Origin of the sequence: Streptomyces sp. AA4 (genome assembly GCF_000158875.1) — a bacterium.
Classification (GTDB): domain Bacteria; phylum Actinomycetota; class Actinomycetes; order Mycobacteriales; family Pseudonocardiaceae; genus Amycolatopsis.
The window spans coordinates 727,967-743,042 of sequence record NZ_GG657746.1; the positions used below are offsets into that span (position 1 = coordinate 727,967).

Sequence of the window (15,076 nt, forward strand, 5' to 3'; positions counted from 1 at the left end):
GGTTCCCGGCGGGCTGTGGGTGGGCTGAGGCCGGGGCGGCGACGTACGCAGCACCCCGGCCCACAGCAGCTTTTAGCGGCCTTGCAGCGATTTGACGTTGTCGCCGAAGGTCCAGCCTCGGGAGCCGTCCCAGTTGATTGACCAGTCCATCAAACCCTTGAGGCCGGGGACGCTTTGGTAGGCCTGGGAAACTGAGCCGGGGTCCATGTAGCCGCCGCCTGCGCCTGGTTGGGCGGGGAGTCCGGGGACCTGTTTGTCGACCGGGACGCGGATGGTGGTGCCTTGTACGGTGAGGCCCTTGTCCAGGCACTGCGTCTGCACGGTGAAGCCTTGCACGGTGCCGGCTTCGTAGCTGTCTCCGGAGCAGCCGTACATGGAGCCGTTGTAGTACTGCATGTTCAGCCACCACAGCTGGCCGTTGTCCGCGTACTTCTTGATGATCGGCAGGTACGCGCCCCAGATCGAGCCGTAGGTGACCGAGCCGCCGGTTACGTATGCCGTTTCCGGGGCCATGGTCAGGCCGAAGCCGGAGGGCATTTGCGACAGTACGCCGTCGATGATGCGTTCCAGGTTTGCTTGCGAGGCGGACAGCGAGTTGATGTCGCCGCTGCTTGACAAACCCGTCTCGATGTCGATGTCGATTCCGTCGAAGTTGTACTTCTTCAGGATCGGCACGATGGTGCTGACGAACTTGTCGGCGACCGAGCTGGAGGACAGGTCGATGCCTGCCGCGGCGCCGCCGATGGACATCAGGATCGTGGCGCCTACGTCTTTGGCCGCGCACATCTCGGCGGGGGTGGAGACCTTCACCGTCGAGTCCATGCCGTCTTCCCACTGCACGGTGCCGTCGGAGAGGATCACCGGGAAGGCCGCGTTGATGACGTTGTACCCGTGTGCGGCGATGCTGGGGTCGTTGATCGGCACCCAGCCCATGCCGGGGTGGACGCCGTTCGACGCGCCGTCCCAGTTTTCCCAGTAGCCCTGCAGGACCGGGCCGGAGGGTCTCGGCTTCACCGCGCAGGTGTCCGATTGCGGAGCGGCCGCGGAAGCGGGGGCGACCCCGGCGAGCGGCAGGGCGAGCAGGGCCGCCAGCGCGGTCCCGAACCAGCGTGACTTCCGTCCGTTCATCAACGGCTCCCGTCCCCGGTAACGGTGGTGCCGCAAACGGTAAGCGGCGGGCCGGGGGATGCCTACCCCCGATCGTATGGTCTAGACAAATTCAGGCCGAGTGGTCTGGACAAGCGCCCGAAACGCGAACCAGCCGGGCACAAGGCGCCGTGCCCGGCTGGTTCAGAGGTATCTGCGAACGGGTTGCTGCGTCAGCAGGCCCCGCTGTCGGTCCAGACGGCCCAGGAACCGGGCGCACCCGGCTCAGCGCCGACGGAGTACCAGGACGAGGTCCACTTGTGGCTCTTGTACGAGACCACGTCGCCCGGACCGTAGAACTTGTTCGCGTCCCACGCCGTCACGCCGCCGCAGCCGCCGGGGTTGCCGCTGCCCACGGTGAGCGTGAAGTCCGCGGTGTGGGTGGCGTTCGCGCCGGTCGCGGTGATCGTGACCTTGCTGGTGCCGTTCGGCGTGCTGGCTGTCGTGGCGATCGTGACGGTCGCGGTGCCGCCGGACTGGACGGTCGCCGGGTTGAACGTCGCGGTCGCGCCCGAGGGCAGGCCGCTCGCGGTCAGCTTCACCGACTGCGCGTTGCCGTTGGTGATCTTGGTGGTCACCGTCGACGTGGCCGACTGTCCAGGCTGGACAGTCGCGGACGAGGGCGACAGGCTGACCGAGAAGTCGTTGCCCGCGGGCGGGTTGCCGGTGCAGGTGGCCTCGCCGGAGACCGCGCCGACCGACACCGCGTCCCAGGCCGCCTTGGTGGCGTTGAACTCGGTGCAGCTGCCCGGGAACAGGTCGACGGCCGCCTGCAGGGTGGCCTTGCGGGCCGCCTTGTGGTTCCAGGACGAGGTCTTGTGCAGCAGGCCGTTGTAGAAGATCTTGCCTGCCTTCTGGATGCCGATGCCGGTGATGCTGCTGTTGTTGCAGGTCGGGCTGGCGGGCTGGCCGTCGGTCGGCGCGTTGCCCTCGGACAGCAGGTAGAACCAGTGGTTCTGCGGGCCCGCCGCCGCGTGCACCTCGGTGTTCGGGATCGACGACGAGTAACAGTTCGGGTCGCCCTCGCGGCTCGGGTCGTACATGTAGCGGATCGGGCCGTTGCCGACCAGGTTCACGCCCTCGCCGACGGTGAAGTCCGGGGTGTCGACCGGGTTGTTCGCGTAGAACTCGGTCAGCGCGCCGAAAATGTCGCCGGTGGACTCGTTGAGGCCGCCGTTCTCGTTGCCCGAGCCCGCGCCGCCCGGCGTGTTCTGGAAGATGCCGTGGCCGAACTCGTGGCCGGCCACGTCCATCGAGGTCGCCTGGCGCTGGTTGTCCTGCGAATGCCCGAAGTGGGTGGACGAACCGTCCCAGTAGGCGTTGACGTCGTTCAGGCCGACCGACGCCGGGAAACCGTTGCCGTTGCCGTCGATTCCGCTGCGGCCCAGCCAGTCCTTGAGCATGTTCCACTCGGTCTGCACCGTGTAGAGCACGTCCACGCAACCGGTTTCGAGGTCGGTGCCCTGCCCGTTGCCCCAGTTGTTGCTGGACTTCGTGAACACCGAGCCGCCCTCGCGGCCGCAGCTGATGCCGGGCCGGTTCGGGTCGCGCATCGAGTACGAGCTGCCGGAGCCGCTGGTGTCGATGCTGACCTGGCCGGCGTAATAGCTGTTGCCGTTGCCCGCCACGCGCGGGGCCGCGGCGTTCGAAGCGGCCTTCGCCGGGCTTTCGGCCTTCACGTCGTCGCGCTGGTCGAGGACCTTGCCGGTGGCGGCGTCGACGAAGACGTGCAGGTTGCTCGGGGCCTTCGCGGTGCGGCCCTTGACGACGACCTCGTAGGCCAGTTTCGGCTGTGCGCCGCCGAGAACGACCAGATCAGGCTTGCTCACCGCGCTCACGGTCGGCAACTGGCCGCGGGCGACCGAAGCCGCGCGCGCCGCGTCGACCGCGGGCGTGGTGCCCACGGTGATGGCCGCGCTCTCGGCGGAGTCGGTGCCGCGCACGCGGCCCGTTCCGTCGGCGACGATCACCGCATCCCCGCCGACGACCCGGAGGCCGTCGTAGGTGCGCTCGTAGGAGTTGTAATACAGCCCGGCGTCGCCCAGGGTGGTGCTGACGCGGTGCAGGCTCTCGGCCGAGCTCTTGCGGAGCCCGACCGCGCCGGCGGCGGCGGCCCGGTCGGCGGCCGCGATCGCGGTGGCCTGCGGGTCTGCGGAGGGTTGGGCGGGGGCCGCGGATGCCGGGGTCACCGGCAGCGCGAGCAGGGAAAGGGCGAGACCGGCGACACTGGCGATGCCGGTGGCGAGCCCTCTTCTGGACGTCATCGACAGTCCTTTCGGGGTACACGATGGGGAAAAGCGCAACGCGTTGAGCTGGGCTGATCAGGCCGCGGACACCGTGAGTAAAAAAGCGCTCACGGGGGCGGTCAATGCGCTGAACGGACCAGCGGGACCCCGGGCGCGATCGGGACTATTCCCCGCAAGTGCCCCCGTAGCAGGGAAAACGCAGGTTTGGGACGGGCCGGGCGACTTTCGTAGGTAGTTGCCGACAACCGGCCGTTGGTAGCAGGACCGGAACCCGCTGGTGGTCCGCTTTCCCGCGTTCAGCCGCGGGCAACCGATCCGTCACGCTCCGGTGCCGACTCGGGCGCCCGCCGCGGCCGCCCGGCCCGTAGGCTTGGCTGGTGAGCGAACAGTCTGAGTTTCCCGACGGCCAGTACCCCGAACGTCCGGTGGAGCGGCACAAGGGCCCGGTGGTGCTCCGGCGCGATCGGCGCGACCAGGGCAGCACCACCGACCAGCGGCTGCTCGACTCGCGGGGGCCGAGCGACTGGGTGCACACCGACCCGTGGCGCGTGCTGCGGATCCAGGCCGAGTTCGTCGAGGGGTTCGGCGCGCTGGCCGAGGTTCCGCGCGCGGTGACCGTGTTCGGTTCGGCGCGCACCAAACGCGACCACCCGGAGTACGAACTGGGCCGCAAGATCGGAGCCGCGCTCGCCGACGCCGGGTTCGCGGTGATGACCGGCGGCGGCCCGGGCGCGATGGAAGCGGTGAACCGCGGCGCGAACGAGGCGGGCGGGTTCTCCGTCGGGCTGGGCATCGAGCTGCCGTTCGAACAGGGCCTGAACCCGTGGGTCGACCTCGGCGTGAACTTCCGCTATTTCTTCGCGCGCAAGACCATGTTCGTCAAGTACTCGCAGGCGTTCATCTGCCTTCCCGGCGGATTCGGGACGCTCGACGAACTGTTCGAGGCGCTCACGCTGGTCCAGACCAAGAAGGTCACGAAGTTCCCGGTGGTGCTGTTCGGCACCGAATACTGGGGCGGGCTGTACGACTGGATCGCGAAATCCGTGCTGGGCGGCGGGAAAATCGGCGAAAAGGACCTCGACCTGCTGCACTTGACCGACGACATCGACGACGCGGTGCGCGTCGTGCAGGAGTCTTATCAGGCTTGGGAGGACACGCACTGATGCGGATCTGTGTGTTCTGCGGTTCAGCGCAGGGCTTTTCGCCGGAGTACGCCGAGGCGGCGGCCGGCGTCGGGAAACTGCTGGCGCAGCGGGGAATCGGCCTCGTCTACGGCGGCGCGAGCGTCGGCACCATGGGCGTGGTGGCCAACGCCGCGCTCGCCGCGGGCGGCGAAGTGATCGGCGTGATCCCGGAAGTGCTGTCGAACGTGGAAATCGCGCACGGCGGGCTCACCGAATTGCACGTGGTCGCCGACATGCACCAGCGCAAAGCGAAAATGGCCGCGCTGTCGGACGCGTTCGTCGCGTTGCCCGGCGGCGTCGGCACCCTCGAGGAATTGTTCGAGGTGTGGACCTGGGCGCAGCTCGGCATTCACCGCAAGCCGATCGGATTGCTCGACGTGGCCGGGTATTACTCGCCGCTGGTCGCGTTCGCCGATCAGATGCTGGAGAAAGGGTTCCTGCGCCCGGAAACCCGTGAACTGATCAGCGTCGCCTCCGACGCCGACAAGCTGGTCGACATCCTGAGCCGTTCCGCCGGATAACGCGCCTTACGACGCTTTTTCGTCCGGCCGCTTGTGGTAGGTGTCGACGTATTCCTGCCCGGACAGCTCCAGGATCGCGTACATGATCTCGTCGGTCACCGACCGGCGGATCGCCGAGGACGAGTCCTGTCCCTCGTACCGCGAGAAGTCCAGCGGCTCGCCGAACCGGACCTTGATCTTGGCGAGCCGCGGGATCTTCGCGCCGTTCGGCTGGATGCCCTCGGTGCCGAACAACGCGACCGGGACGACCTTGGCCCCGGTGGACAGCGCGAGCGCGGCGACGCCGGTGTGCCCGCGGTGCAGCCGTCCGTCGAGCGAGCGGGTGCCCTCGGGGTAGATCGCGAACACGCCGCCGTCGGTGAGCACCTTGCGGCCCGCTTCGAGCGCGGCGAGCCCGGCCTGTGCGTTGCCGCGTTCGACCGGGACGTAGCCGAGCGCATCGAGCGATTTCGCGATGAACCGGCCCTTGAGGCCCTTGCCGGTGAAGTACTCGGCCTTGCCGAGGAACCGGACCTGCCGCGGCGTGGTGAACGTGATCACACCGGTGTCCAGTGCCGCCCGGTGGTTGGCGGCGAGCAGCACCGGACCGTCCTCTGGGATGTTCTCCACGCCCTCCACCTGAGGCCGGTAGAGCGCGCGGACCAGCGGACCGAGCACGAAACGGACGAGCAGCGGCAGCAAGGGTTCTCCCTCCGGAGGATCGGGCACCGGTCCTAGCATGGCACGATCGCCTCCATGAGCTGGTTTCACCGTCGCACCTGGCAGGAGCCCGGGTGGAGCGCCGCGGACATCCTCGCCGCCAAACGCGGCCGGACCGTGTCCGTCGTGCTGCCGGCGCTGGACGAGGAGGAAACGGTCGCCGCGGTGGTCGCGTCGGTGCGCCCGCTGCTCGGCGGGGTGGTCGACGAGCTGGTGGTCGTCGATTCCGGCTCCGCGGACGCGACGGTCGAGGTCGCCGCGGCGGCCGGGGCCCGCGTGGTGCGCCGCGAGGACGTCCTGCCGGAGCTGCCGCCGCGTCCGGGCAAGGGCGAGGTGCTGTGGCGTTCGCTCGCCGCGACGACCGGCGACGTGGTGGTCTTCCTCGACTCCGACCTGGTCGACCCGGACCCGGCGTTCGTGCCGTCGCTGCTCGGCCCGCTGCTCACCGAGGACGGGGTGCACCTGGTCAAGGGCTTCTACCGCCGTCCGCTGCGGCTGGAGAGCACCGGCGGCGGCCGGGTGACCGAGCTGCTGGCGCGCCCGGTGCTGTCCGCGCTGCGCCCGGCGCTCGGCGAGCTGGTGCAGCCGCTGGGCGGCGAGTACGCGGGCACGCGCGAGTTCCTGGAGTCGGTGCCGTTCGCCGGCGGGTACGGCGTGGAGATCGGACTGCTGCTCGACGCCGAGGAACGCTACGGGCTGGACGGATTGGCGCAGGTCAACCTCGGCGTGCGCAAACACCGCAACCGGTCGCTGCTGCAGCTCGGCGTGATGGCCCGGCAGATCCTCGGCACCGCGCTGGCCCGCTGCGGGACGCCGAGCGCGGAGGCGGCGCGGTTCACCCAGTTCGTCCAGGTGTCCGGGGAGTGGGTGCCGGACGTGACGGAGGTGCCGGTGGTCGACCGGCCCCCGATGCGCGAGGTGCTGGCCGCGCGGCAGCCGTAGTGTCCACATAGGACATCAGCGGAGTTTCATCGAGATGTCATCGGCGCCCGCTACGTTCCGGAACCCGATCCGATTCGACGTGCGGGGGCGATGGACGTGGCCAAGAACCAGCTGGATCCGAGCAGTGCGCACCGGCTTCAGATGCGCAATCTGCTCGTTCGGCAGCCGGACCGGAAGACCGTGCGGGTCTGCGCCGACGACGGCAGCCGGGAGGGGTTCCCGATCGGCTGGGCCGAGCTGGCTCCTTCGCACGGGCGGCCAGCGTGGCACACGGTGTACCGCAGCGTTCCCGGCGACGACTCCAGCTACTGGCGGGGCGGAATCGCCCGCCGGGCCGGGTACCAGCCGATGGAGTACGGGGGAAGCGACGAGATCCGGTTGGCGATCGACGAGATCCTCACGCTCGCCCGCTGGGGCGATGTACTGGCGGACCGCGAGATCCGCTCCGGCCGGACCGGGACCTACACCGCCGTGATGGACCCGGCGCAGGCCGAATGGCTGGCCGGTCTCGACGAGCCGAAGGGGATCACGCATCTCGGCGGCGGACGGGTCCGGCTCACCAACGTCGTCGTCGCGCTGTTCCGCGGTTCGCCGGACCCGCATCCGCACGTCGACGCGAACGACCTGTTCCACCTCGATCCGCTCGACGCGCCGATCCAGCTCATCCGCGAGCGGTGAGCGCGGCGGGCTGAACCGCCACTCGTCCGTCTTCCAGGGTGAGCACCTGGTCGAACCCCATGACCTGCTCCGGCCGATGCGTCACCAGCACGACGGTTCCCTTCGCCTGGGCGAGAACCCGCGCCAGGATCTCGTCGCCGTGTGCCGGGTCGAGGCCCTCCACCGGTTCGTCGAGGACGAGGACCGGCGGTGCGGCGAGTACCGCGCGGGCGAGGATCAGCCGCTGCCGTTGCCCGCCGGAGAGGGCGTCGCCGTCTTGGCCGGTGTCTCGGTCGAGCGGGAGGTCGAAGCCTGCCGTTGCGCAGGCGGCGCGCAGGTCGTCGTCCGTGGCTTCCGGCCGCGCGAGCAGCAGGTTTTCGCGGACGGTCGTGGCGAAGACGTGCGCGTCGGCGAGGGCTCCGGAGATCACGGCGGGGTGCGGTCCGGCCACCGGACGGCCGTCGGCGGTGACCGAGCCGGACGTAGGGGAGACGAAGCCGAGCAGGACGTGCAGCAGGGTCGTCTTGCCGGCGCCGGACGGACCGAGGATGCCTAGCCGGGTGCCGGGCGGCAGATCGAGATCGATGCCCTCGAGCGCGGCTCGTCGGCCGGGATGCTGGACGCCGACGTTCGTCAGCCGGAAATGTCCCGGGCCGGGGATCGGTTCCGGGGCGGGCTCCGGTGCGGACAGGACCGCGCGCACCCGCCTCAGCGACGCCCGGATTTCGGGGATTCGCTCGGCGGCCGGCAGCAGCGGCAGGACCAGTTCGAACAGCGCCATCGTGGTCAGGGTCAGGGCGGCGGTGACCGGGATGCTCGCTGGGCTGAACAGCGCGACCGCGGCGGTGGTCGTGAATTGGACGGCCACTCCGGCCGCGGCGGCGAGGGCAAGCCGTCGGCCGGTGCGGCGGGTGCCCGCGGCCAGGTGGTGGATGATCGCGGCGGCGCGGGCTTTTTCTCGTTCCTCCCAGCCGTAGGCGATGAGTTCGTCGTGGCCGAGGACGAGTTCTACGGTGCGTTCGGCGAGTTCCTGCTGCCTGCCGGGTGCGTCGCCTCTCGGGAGGAACAGAAATGCCGTTGCGACTAGTCCAATGAGGACGATACCGGCGAGCGGAAGGCTGACCAGGCCAGCGAAAATCACCACCGCGAGACCGACGGTTCCCGCCACGGCGGCCGGCAGCGCGAGCCGGAGAATGGCGTCCTGTACGGCGTCCACATCGGACACCAGGCGGGTGACCAGGTCCGCGCCGGAATGTTCGGCGACGCGGCGGGGGAGAAGCGCTTGGTACACCCGGGTCCGGAGGGAACCGAGGTAGCGCAGGACCACGTCGTGTCCGGCAAGGCGTTCGGCGTACCGGAGTCCGCCTCGGGCCAGCGCGAAAACGCGCACGGCGACGATCGCGAGGGTGAGCGCGGCGAGCGGAGGTTGTTCGGCGGCGCGCAGGAGCAGCCACGCCGCGGTGCCGGTCAGGCCGAGCCCGGCGAGCTCGGCGCCGACGGCGAGCAGGGTCGCGCGGAGGAGTTTCATGCGGTCACCCCGTGGTGGAGTTCGACGGTCCGCGACGCGAGCGCGGCCAGCGCCGGTCGGTGCGCGACGAGGACGGCGGTGCGGCCGGGCAGCAGTTCCTTGGCTCCGGCCAGCACGGTCGCTTCCGTGCGGGCGTCGAGCCGGGCGGTGGGTTCGTCCAGCAGGACGAGTCCGGCTTCCGTGCGGGACAGGGCTCGGGCCAGGCCGACGCGTTGCCGTTGCCCGGCGGACAACCCGGTGCCTAGTTCGCCGAGCTGGGTGGCGTAGCCGTCGGGGAGGTCGGTGACGATGTCATCGACGCGGCGTCCGCCGGTGTTCTCCTGGAGAGAGCCGCGAAAAAGGGTCGGACGCTGGGGCAGCCACGCGGTGTCGCGCAACCAGAACGAGTGGTCGAGGGCGCGCAGGTCGGTGCCGTCGATCAGCACCCGTCCGGACGTCGGCTCGACGAATCCCAGCAGCACGGCGAGCAGGGTGGATTTGCCGGAACCGCTCGGCCCGGCCAAGGCCAGGTGTTCGCCGGGGCGGATCGTCAAGTCTACTTCGGACAGTGCGCAGGTGTCGCCATAGTGGACGGAGACGCGATCGAAAACCACTTCCGGCGGACCGAGACGACGGGTTTGGGTGCCGGATCGGCGGACTGCGGTGGGCACGCTGAGGATCTCTTTCAACGCGGTGAGTCCTTCGGTGGCGGCGTGGAACTTCGCTCCGGCGGCGCGCAACGGCAGGTAAGCCTCGGGGGCGAGCACCAGGACCAGCATCGCGGTGTGCGCGGTCATCGAACCGGACAGCAGCCGGAACCCGATCGGCACCGCGACGAGCGCGATCGACAGGGTGGCAACGAGTTCCAGTACGAGCGCGGACAGGAAGGCGACCTTCAACGTCCGGATGGTCGCGTCGGCGTGCGCATCCGCCATTTCGCGCACGATGCGGGTCTGGGCTTGCGCGCGGCCGAACAGCTTGAGCGTCGGCAAACCGCGGACAACGTCGAGGAAGTGTCCGCCGAGTCGCGTTAGGAGTGTCCACTGTGTACGCGCTTTCGTGTGGGCGCCGATCAACGCACCAAAGAGCGGGATCAACGGAACGGTCGCGGTGACGATCAAGGCGGAGGTCAGGTCGGCGGTGAAAAGCCTTGCCAGCACGGCGATCGGCACCAGCACCGAAAGCACCATCGCGGGTAGATAACCGGTGAGGTAGGTGGCGGTGGCATCGACGCCTTTGGTGATCTGGGTGGCGGTCACGCCGGGGTCGCCGGTCGAGTCGAGCAAGCGGCGACGCAAACCCGCTTGTGCCGATGCGGCGAAGCGACTGGTGAGCAGGCCCTGCGCGACGACGAGCAGAAGCCGCGCCCCGACGGCGACGAACAATGCGGCCGACACGCCGCCGCCGGTGAGCAGCGTCGACAGCCCGTCCGCCTGGACGAGCACGGTGCCGGCGGTGCCGGCGCCCAGCACGGCGAGCGCCACGAGATAGCCGCGGAGACCAGGGAGAACAGGCATGGCGAGACTCCTTCAGAAGTGCAGCAACGAGTTCTCGTCGACTGGACGGCGGTGTGCGCGCCAGGTCAGCCACTGCGCGGCAAGCAGCACGAGAAGTGCGGGCGCGGCGAACCAGCCGAGCACTGCCGTCATGTCCGGCGTGGTGGCCGCCTGCTCGACGGTCAGCTGGTAGCCCGCGCTGGACGACAAGACGACCGGGAACCGCAGCACGCCGACCAGCAACGCCGGGCAGGCGCTCAGGAGCATGACGGCGGGCAGAGCCAACCGCGGCTTGCGGAGTCCAAAAAGGACCAGGAGGTAAGCCGCGAAGGCGACAGCGACCACCGCTAAGGCAGCCCAGGAACCGTCGGTAACCGAGAAAGCGCCCCAAACCGTCGCTATCGCCAGGAAAACCCCGACGGGAGGCAGGAGCGACCGGGTCAGCCGCCGCACCCGTCCGGTCAGCTCCGCCGGACCGCGCACCGCGAGGAAAACCAGGCCCTGCAGGCAGAACAACGCGACAAAGCCGAGTCCCCACAACACCGCGTACGGGTTGAACAATGCCAGCACGTCGTCGATCGGACGTCCGTGCGCGTCGAGCGGAAGCCCCCGCACGAGGTTGCCGAGGAACAATCCCCACGAGACCGCCGTGACCAGCGCGCCCGCGGTAATGGCGAACGTCCACCCGCGCCGGCTGCCCTCCGGATGGCGGCTCCGCAACTGCACCGCCGCGGTGAACGTGACCAAGCCCAGCAGCAACAGCACGACCAGCACGTAAGCCCCGGCGAACACCCGCCCTTCCAGATGCGGGAACGCGCCGAACAGCACCCCGACCGCCGCGACCAGCCACACCTCGTTGGCCAGGAAGAACGGGCCGACCGCGCCGAGCACCCGCCGTTGCCCGGCCTCGTCGCGGGAGCGGGCGAGCGCGGGCAGCAGCATCCCGACGCCGTAGTCGTAGCCGGCCAGCGCGAAGTAGCCGCCCAGCAGCAAGCCGAGCACACCCCACCAGATCGTCACCACGGTTCACACTCCACTCAGGACAGGAAGTTCGGTTTCCGCCGACGCGACGGCCGGACCGCGTTTGGCGATCCGGGCGAGCAGCACCCAGTCGGCGATGGCCAGCACGACGAACAGCAGCGTGAAAGCGATGAAGGAGAACAGGAGCTGCCCGCCGCTGACGTCGGCGACGGCGTCCGCGGTGCGCAACTTGCCCCACACCAGCCAAGGCTGGCGGCCGATCTCGCGGACCAGCCAGCCCAGGATCGCGGCGACGAACGGAACGGCGATCCCCGGCACCATCAGGAAGAGCACCGGCCGCGCCCGCAGCAGCAAGTCGCGGAACAGCAGGAGCGTGCCGATCAGCGAGGCGAAGAAGGCGAAAAAGCCGACCATGATCATCATTCCGAGCGGCAGCCCGACGCCGGCCGAACCCTTGAACTTGTCCGGCTGGTATCCGGCGACCTCGGCGAACTGCGCGAACCCGGCCTGGACCACGAGCACGCTGCCGAGCAGCGAAGTCACGACCCCGATGCGCAGCGACCGGCGGAAGAAGTCGATCTCGCCGGTGCGCTTGAGAAAGTGGTACGCGCTGACGCCGGTCACGAAGAACCCGCCGGTCAGCAGCGCGGCTCCGAGGACGTGCGGCAGGGACGCGACCAGCGCCGGATTGGCGAACAGCGCGCCGAAGTCTTCCAGGCGCAGCACGCCGTTCTCCATCCGCGAGCCCACCGGGTTCTGCAGGAACGAGTTGGCGACCATGATGAACAGCGCGGAGGCGTACGCGGTCAGCGTGACCAGCCACAGCACCGCCAGGTGCAGCCACTTGTTCATCCGGCCGCGGCCGAAGATCCACACTCCGAGGAACGTCGATTCCAGGAAGAACGCCACCAGCGTCTCGATCGCGAGCGGCGCGCCGAAAACGTCCCCGGCGAACGCGGACAGTCCGGTCCAGGTCATCCCGAACTGGAATTCCATGACGATTCCGGTGACGATTCCGAGTGCGTAGTTGACCACGTACAGGCGTCCCCAGAACTCAGTCATCCGGTGCAGCTGCTCGCCGCCGCGGAGCGTCGCCCGGGTCTGCAGGATCGCCACCATGGTCACCAAACCCAGGGTGAGCAGCACGAACAGGAAGTGGAACGAGGTAGTGGTCGCGAACTGGAGTCGCGCTATCGGCAGTGGGTCCATGGCGAGGCAGCCTATACGTAGCGCGGCTACATGTAGCGGGCAAATCTATGAGATCGGGGTGATCTCCGGGTTTTTCCCGGACGGCCATGCGGGCGGCGGAGATTAGCCTGCTCAGGACAAGATGAGTAGACTGGCGACCTATGAAAGCGGACACGTTGCGCGGACACCTCGACGCGTTGCTGCTCGCCGTCCTCGACGGCCGCAAGCTGCACGGCTACGCGATCATCGAGGCTTTGGCGCTGCGCAGCGACGGAGCGCTCGACCTGCCCACCGGCACGGTGTACCCGGCGTTGCGGCGGCTCGAGCGCGCCGGCTGGCTGGCCAGCGAGTGGGACGTGGTGTCCGGCCGCAAACGGCGCACCTACCGGCTCACCCGCGCCGGGCAGCAGGCGCTGGCGGCGGAGCGGACGCAGTGGCGGGAGTTCACCACGGTGATCGGCGGAGTACTGGAACCATGACGACGACAAGCCCGACCGTGCTCAGCCCCATCGAGGCCTACCTGGCCGAACTGGACCGCACGCTGATCGGCCGCCGCGGCACGAAGGCGGATCTGCTCGCCGAAGCACGCGACGGTCTGCACGACGCGGCCGAGGCGTACCGCGAAGGCGGCTGGAGCGAGACCGAAGCACAACGCCGCGCGGTAGCGGATTTCGGTCAGGTCCGCGAGATCGTCGGTGACTACCAAGCGGAACTGAGCATGCACAACGGCGTACGTACGCTGTGGCTGCTCGTGCTCGGCGTGCCCGCGATGCAGACGTCGTGGGAACTGGCGCGCATCTTCACCTACGGCCCCTGGTCGCGGCTGACCACGCCGAACCCCGGCTGGTACCCGTACGTCACGCAGTTCACCCACGCCGCGATCTACGCCGTGCCGGTGCTCGGCCTCCTCGCGCTGCTGGCCACGCGGTTGCTCAGCCGCCGGTTCGACGGCGTGCGCACGGCCCGGGTCTGCCGGACGCTGGGCGCGATCGCGGTGGGCCTCAACCTGTTCTCCGTGCTGCTGCTGGTCGGAGCGACCGGGGTGGTCGACGCGGCGAGGCTGTTCCTCAGCGGTCCGTGCGGCCTGCTGATGGTCGCGTGGGTGGTCCTGTCGTTCCGACTTGTCGTGCTAGCGCGACGTTCCTGGCGGCGGTGTGCCACGATCGTCGCGTGACGACCGCGCTGATCTACCTCGTAGTCATGCTGCTGGTGGCCGCCGTGGTGTTCCTCCTGGCCGCTGTGGTGTTCGGCCGGGGCGAGGAACTGGCGCCGCTGCCGCCGGGCAGCTCGCCCACTCGTCTGCCCGCCGAGGACATCACCGGCGAGGACGTCCGGCAGGTGCGCTTCCAGCTCGTGTTCCGCGGCTACAAGATGTCCGAAGTGGACTGGGTGCTGCGCAGGACCGGCGTGGAACTGGACGAACTGCGCGAACGGGTCGCCCGGCTGGAGGCCGCGCAGCAGCCGCGCGACGCGGCGCACCGGAGGCCGACAGGTGAGTGACCTGGTGCTGTCGGTCGACGTCGCGGCACCGGCTGGCACGACCTGGCTCGCGCTCACCGACTGGGCCCGCCAAGGCGAGTGGATGCTCGGCACGTCAGTGCGGGTCATCGAAGGCAACGGCCGCAGCGTCGGCTCGAAGCTGTCGGCCTTCACCGGCTTCGGCGGCATCGGCTTCACCGACACGATGGAGATCACGACCTGGGAACCGCCCCTGCGCTGCACGGTCCGCCACCTGGGCAGCCTGGTGCAGGGAACCGGGGTGTTCCAGGTACTGGCCAAGGGAGCCGGCCAGTGCACCTTCGTCTGGGCCGAACACCTCAAACTGCCCTTCGGCCTGCTGGGCCGCGCAGGCTGGCCCCTGGCGCGCCCCGCGTTCGCACTGGGAGTCCGCCATTCGCTGCGGCAGTTCGCGAGGTTCGCGGAAAACTATTCCATGGGGGAACAATGACGGAACTACTGGGCGAGGACGGCATCGCCCGCTGCAGCTGGGGCAACTCGGCCCCCGATTACGCGGCGTACCACGACGAGGAGTGGGGCGTCCCGCTCCACGGCGAGGCCGAGTTGTACGAACGCCTCTGCTTAGAGTCCTTCCAGTCCGGCCTGTCCTGGATCACGATCCTGCGCAAACGCGAGAACTTCCGAAAAGCCTTCCGGGGCTTCGTCCCGGAGAAGGTCGCCCGCTTCGGCGAGAAGGACGTCGAGCGCTTGATGCAAGACGCCGGAATCGTCCGCAACCGCGCGAAAATCGAGGCAGCGGTGAAAAACGCGCGCGCAGTAGCGAACCTGGACATCCCGCTGGACAAGCTGCTGTGGTCCTTCGCCCCGGCAAAGCACCGCCGCCCCCGCACCATGGCAGACGTCCCAGCGATCACCGACGAGTCAAAAGCAATGGCGAAAGACCTGAAGAAGCGCGGCTTCGCCTTCCTGGGCCCCACCACCTGCTACGCCCTGATGCAAGCGACCGGCATGGTAGACGACCACGTAAAAGGTTGCTTCCGCGCAGCGTGAA

The 15,076-nt window shown here is 69.2% G+C and carries 16 protein-coding genes; 9 read left to right on the forward strand and 7 right to left on the reverse strand.

What is annotated here, in order from left to right; all coding sequences use genetic code 11:
- Nucleotides 1-72: 72 nt before the first annotated feature.
- Together SSMG_RS03550 and SSMG_RS03555 are read right to left on the reverse strand one after the other, a co-directional pair.
- Nucleotides 73-1,128: a chitinase gene (locus SSMG_RS03550; RefSeq protein ID WP_037712425.1), complete on the reverse strand. Its 1,056-nt coding sequence runs from the start codon at nucleotides 1,126-1,128 to the stop codon at nucleotides 73-75.
- A gap of 191 nt (nucleotides 1,129-1,319) precedes the next feature.
- The gene (locus SSMG_RS03555; RefSeq protein ID WP_009072865.1) at nucleotides 1,320-3,410 is read right to left on the reverse strand and encodes a M4 family metallopeptidase; all 2,091 of its coding nucleotides are present in this window, start codon (nucleotides 3,408-3,410) and stop codon (nucleotides 1,320-1,322) included.
- Nucleotides 3,411-3,769: 359 nt separating this feature from the next.
- Between SSMG_RS03555 and SSMG_RS03560 the strand changes: the two genes are divergently transcribed.
- Nucleotides 3,770-4,555: a TIGR00730 family Rossman fold protein gene (locus SSMG_RS03560; protein ID WP_009072867.1), complete on the forward strand. Its 786-nt coding sequence runs from the start codon at nucleotides 3,770-3,772 to the stop codon at nucleotides 4,553-4,555.
- Nucleotides 4,552-5,097 (forward strand): TIGR00730 family Rossman fold protein, encoded by a 546-nt coding sequence (locus SSMG_RS03565; protein WP_078561059.1) that lies wholly within the window; start codon nucleotides 4,552-4,554, stop codon nucleotides 5,095-5,097. Before SSMG_RS03560 ends, SSMG_RS03565 begins: the two co-directional genes overlap by 4 nt.
- Before the next feature lie 6 nt (nucleotides 5,098-5,103).
- Here the strand turns inward: SSMG_RS03565 and SSMG_RS03570 are convergent, their stop codons facing one another.
- Nucleotides 5,104-5,805 (reverse strand): 1-acyl-sn-glycerol-3-phosphate acyltransferase, encoded by a 702-nt coding sequence (locus tag SSMG_RS03570; protein WP_286156930.1) that lies wholly within the window; start codon nucleotides 5,803-5,805, stop codon nucleotides 5,104-5,106.
- Nucleotides 5,806-5,832: 27 nt separating this feature from the next.
- Here SSMG_RS03570 and SSMG_RS03575 point away from each other — a divergent pair, with 27 nt between their 5' ends.
- Together SSMG_RS03575 and SSMG_RS03580 are read left to right on the forward strand one after the other, a co-directional pair.
- Complete coding sequence (locus SSMG_RS03575) at nucleotides 5,833-6,738, forward strand: glucosyl-3-phosphoglycerate synthase (protein ID WP_009072872.1); 906 nt, start codon at nucleotides 5,833-5,835, stop codon at nucleotides 6,736-6,738.
- Between the two features lie 90 nt (nucleotides 6,739-6,828).
- Nucleotides 6,829-7,416: a hypothetical protein gene (locus tag SSMG_RS03580; protein ID WP_009072874.1), complete on the forward strand. Its 588-nt coding sequence runs from the start codon at nucleotides 6,829-6,831 to the stop codon at nucleotides 7,414-7,416.
- Here the strand turns inward: SSMG_RS03580 and cydC are convergent.
- From cydC to SSMG_RS03600, 4 genes are read right to left on the reverse strand one after another with little or no spacing between them, the layout of a single operon-like run.
- Nucleotides 7,400-8,923 (reverse strand): thiol reductant ABC exporter subunit CydC, encoded by a 1,524-nt coding sequence (cydC, locus tag SSMG_RS03585; protein ID WP_009072875.1) that lies wholly within the window; start codon nucleotides 8,921-8,923, stop codon nucleotides 7,400-7,402. The two genes, SSMG_RS03580 and cydC, sit on opposite strands and share 17 nt — an antisense overlap.
- Nucleotides 8,920-10,419 carry a thiol reductant ABC exporter subunit CydD gene (cydD, locus tag SSMG_RS03590; protein ID WP_009072876.1) on the reverse strand — a complete coding sequence of 500 codons (1,500 nt, stop codon included), beginning with the start codon at nucleotides 10,417-10,419 and terminating at the stop codon, nucleotides 8,920-8,922. The genes cydC and cydD overlap by 4 nt, the downstream gene beginning before the upstream one ends.
- Before the next feature lie 12 nt (nucleotides 10,420-10,431).
- Nucleotides 10,432-11,421 (reverse strand): cytochrome d ubiquinol oxidase subunit II, encoded by a 990-nt coding sequence (locus tag SSMG_RS03595; RefSeq protein ID WP_009072877.1) that lies wholly within the window; start codon nucleotides 11,419-11,421, stop codon nucleotides 10,432-10,434.
- A 3-nt stretch (nucleotides 11,422-11,424) separates the two neighbouring features.
- Nucleotides 11,425-12,588 (reverse strand): cytochrome ubiquinol oxidase subunit I, encoded by a 1,164-nt coding sequence (locus tag SSMG_RS03600; RefSeq protein WP_009072880.1) that lies wholly within the window; start codon nucleotides 12,586-12,588, stop codon nucleotides 11,425-11,427.
- A gap of 140 nt (nucleotides 12,589-12,728) precedes the next feature.
- Between SSMG_RS03600 and SSMG_RS03605 the strand changes: the two genes are divergently transcribed.
- From SSMG_RS03605 to SSMG_RS03625, 5 genes are read left to right on the forward strand one after another with little or no spacing between them, the layout of a single operon-like run.
- Entirely contained in the window at nucleotides 12,729-13,046 is a 318-nt protein-coding gene (locus tag SSMG_RS03605) for a helix-turn-helix transcriptional regulator (RefSeq protein WP_009072882.1), read from the forward strand.
- Entirely contained in the window at nucleotides 13,043-13,741 is a 699-nt protein-coding gene (locus SSMG_RS03610; RefSeq protein ID WP_009072884.1) for a permease prefix domain 1-containing protein, read from the forward strand. Before SSMG_RS03605 ends, SSMG_RS03610 begins: the two co-directional genes overlap by 4 nt.
- A complete protein-coding gene (locus tag SSMG_RS03615; protein WP_037712432.1) occupies nucleotides 13,738-14,067 on the forward strand; it encodes a DivIVA domain-containing protein in 330 nt (109 codons plus the stop codon). The genes SSMG_RS03610 and SSMG_RS03615 overlap by 4 nt, the downstream gene beginning before the upstream one ends.
- Nucleotides 14,060-14,515 (forward strand): SRPBCC family protein, encoded by a 456-nt coding sequence (locus SSMG_RS03620; RefSeq protein WP_009072888.1) that lies wholly within the window; start codon nucleotides 14,060-14,062, stop codon nucleotides 14,513-14,515. The genes SSMG_RS03615 and SSMG_RS03620 overlap by 8 nt, the downstream gene beginning before the upstream one ends.
- The gene (locus tag SSMG_RS03625) at nucleotides 14,512-15,075 is read left to right on the forward strand and encodes a DNA-3-methyladenine glycosylase I (protein ID WP_009072889.1); all 564 of its coding nucleotides are present in this window, start codon (nucleotides 14,512-14,514) and stop codon (nucleotides 15,073-15,075) included. The genes SSMG_RS03620 and SSMG_RS03625 overlap by 4 nt, the downstream gene beginning before the upstream one ends.
- The last annotated feature ends 1 nt before the right edge of the window (nucleotide 15,076 follow it).

Coding starts and splice junctions, on each gene's coding strand:
- SSMG_RS03550 (WP_037712425.1), bottom strand. CDS start 1,128: ATGAACGGACGGAAGTCACGCTGGTTCGGGACCGCGCTGGCGGCCCTG.
- SSMG_RS03555 (WP_009072865.1), bottom strand. CDS start 3,410: ATGACGTCCAGAAGAGGGCTCGCCACCGGCATCGCCAGTGTCGCCGGT.
- SSMG_RS03575 (WP_009072872.1), top strand. CDS start 5,833: ATGAGCTGGTTTCACCGTCGCACCTGGCAGGAGCCCGGGTGGAGCGCC.
- SSMG_RS03580 (WP_009072874.1), top strand. CDS start 6,829: ATGGACGTGGCCAAGAACCAGCTGGATCCGAGCAGTGCGCACCGGCTT.
- cydC (WP_009072875.1), bottom strand. CDS start 8,923: ATGAAACTCCTCCGCGCGACCCTGCTCGCCGTCGGCGCCGAGCTCGCC.
- cydD (WP_009072876.1), bottom strand. CDS start 10,419: ATGCCTGTTCTCCCTGGTCTCCGCGGCTATCTCGTGGCGCTCGCCGTG.
- SSMG_RS03600 (WP_009072880.1), bottom strand. CDS start 12,588: ATGGACCCACTGCCGATAGCGCGACTCCAGTTCGCGACCACTACCTCG.
- SSMG_RS03605 (WP_009072882.1), top strand. CDS start 12,729: ATGAAAGCGGACACGTTGCGCGGACACCTCGACGCGTTGCTGCTCGCC.
- SSMG_RS03610 (WP_009072884.1), top strand. CDS start 13,043: ATGACGACGACAAGCCCGACCGTGCTCAGCCCCATCGAGGCCTACCTG.
- SSMG_RS03625 (WP_009072889.1), top strand. CDS start 14,512: ATGACGGAACTACTGGGCGAGGACGGCATCGCCCGCTGCAGCTGGGGC.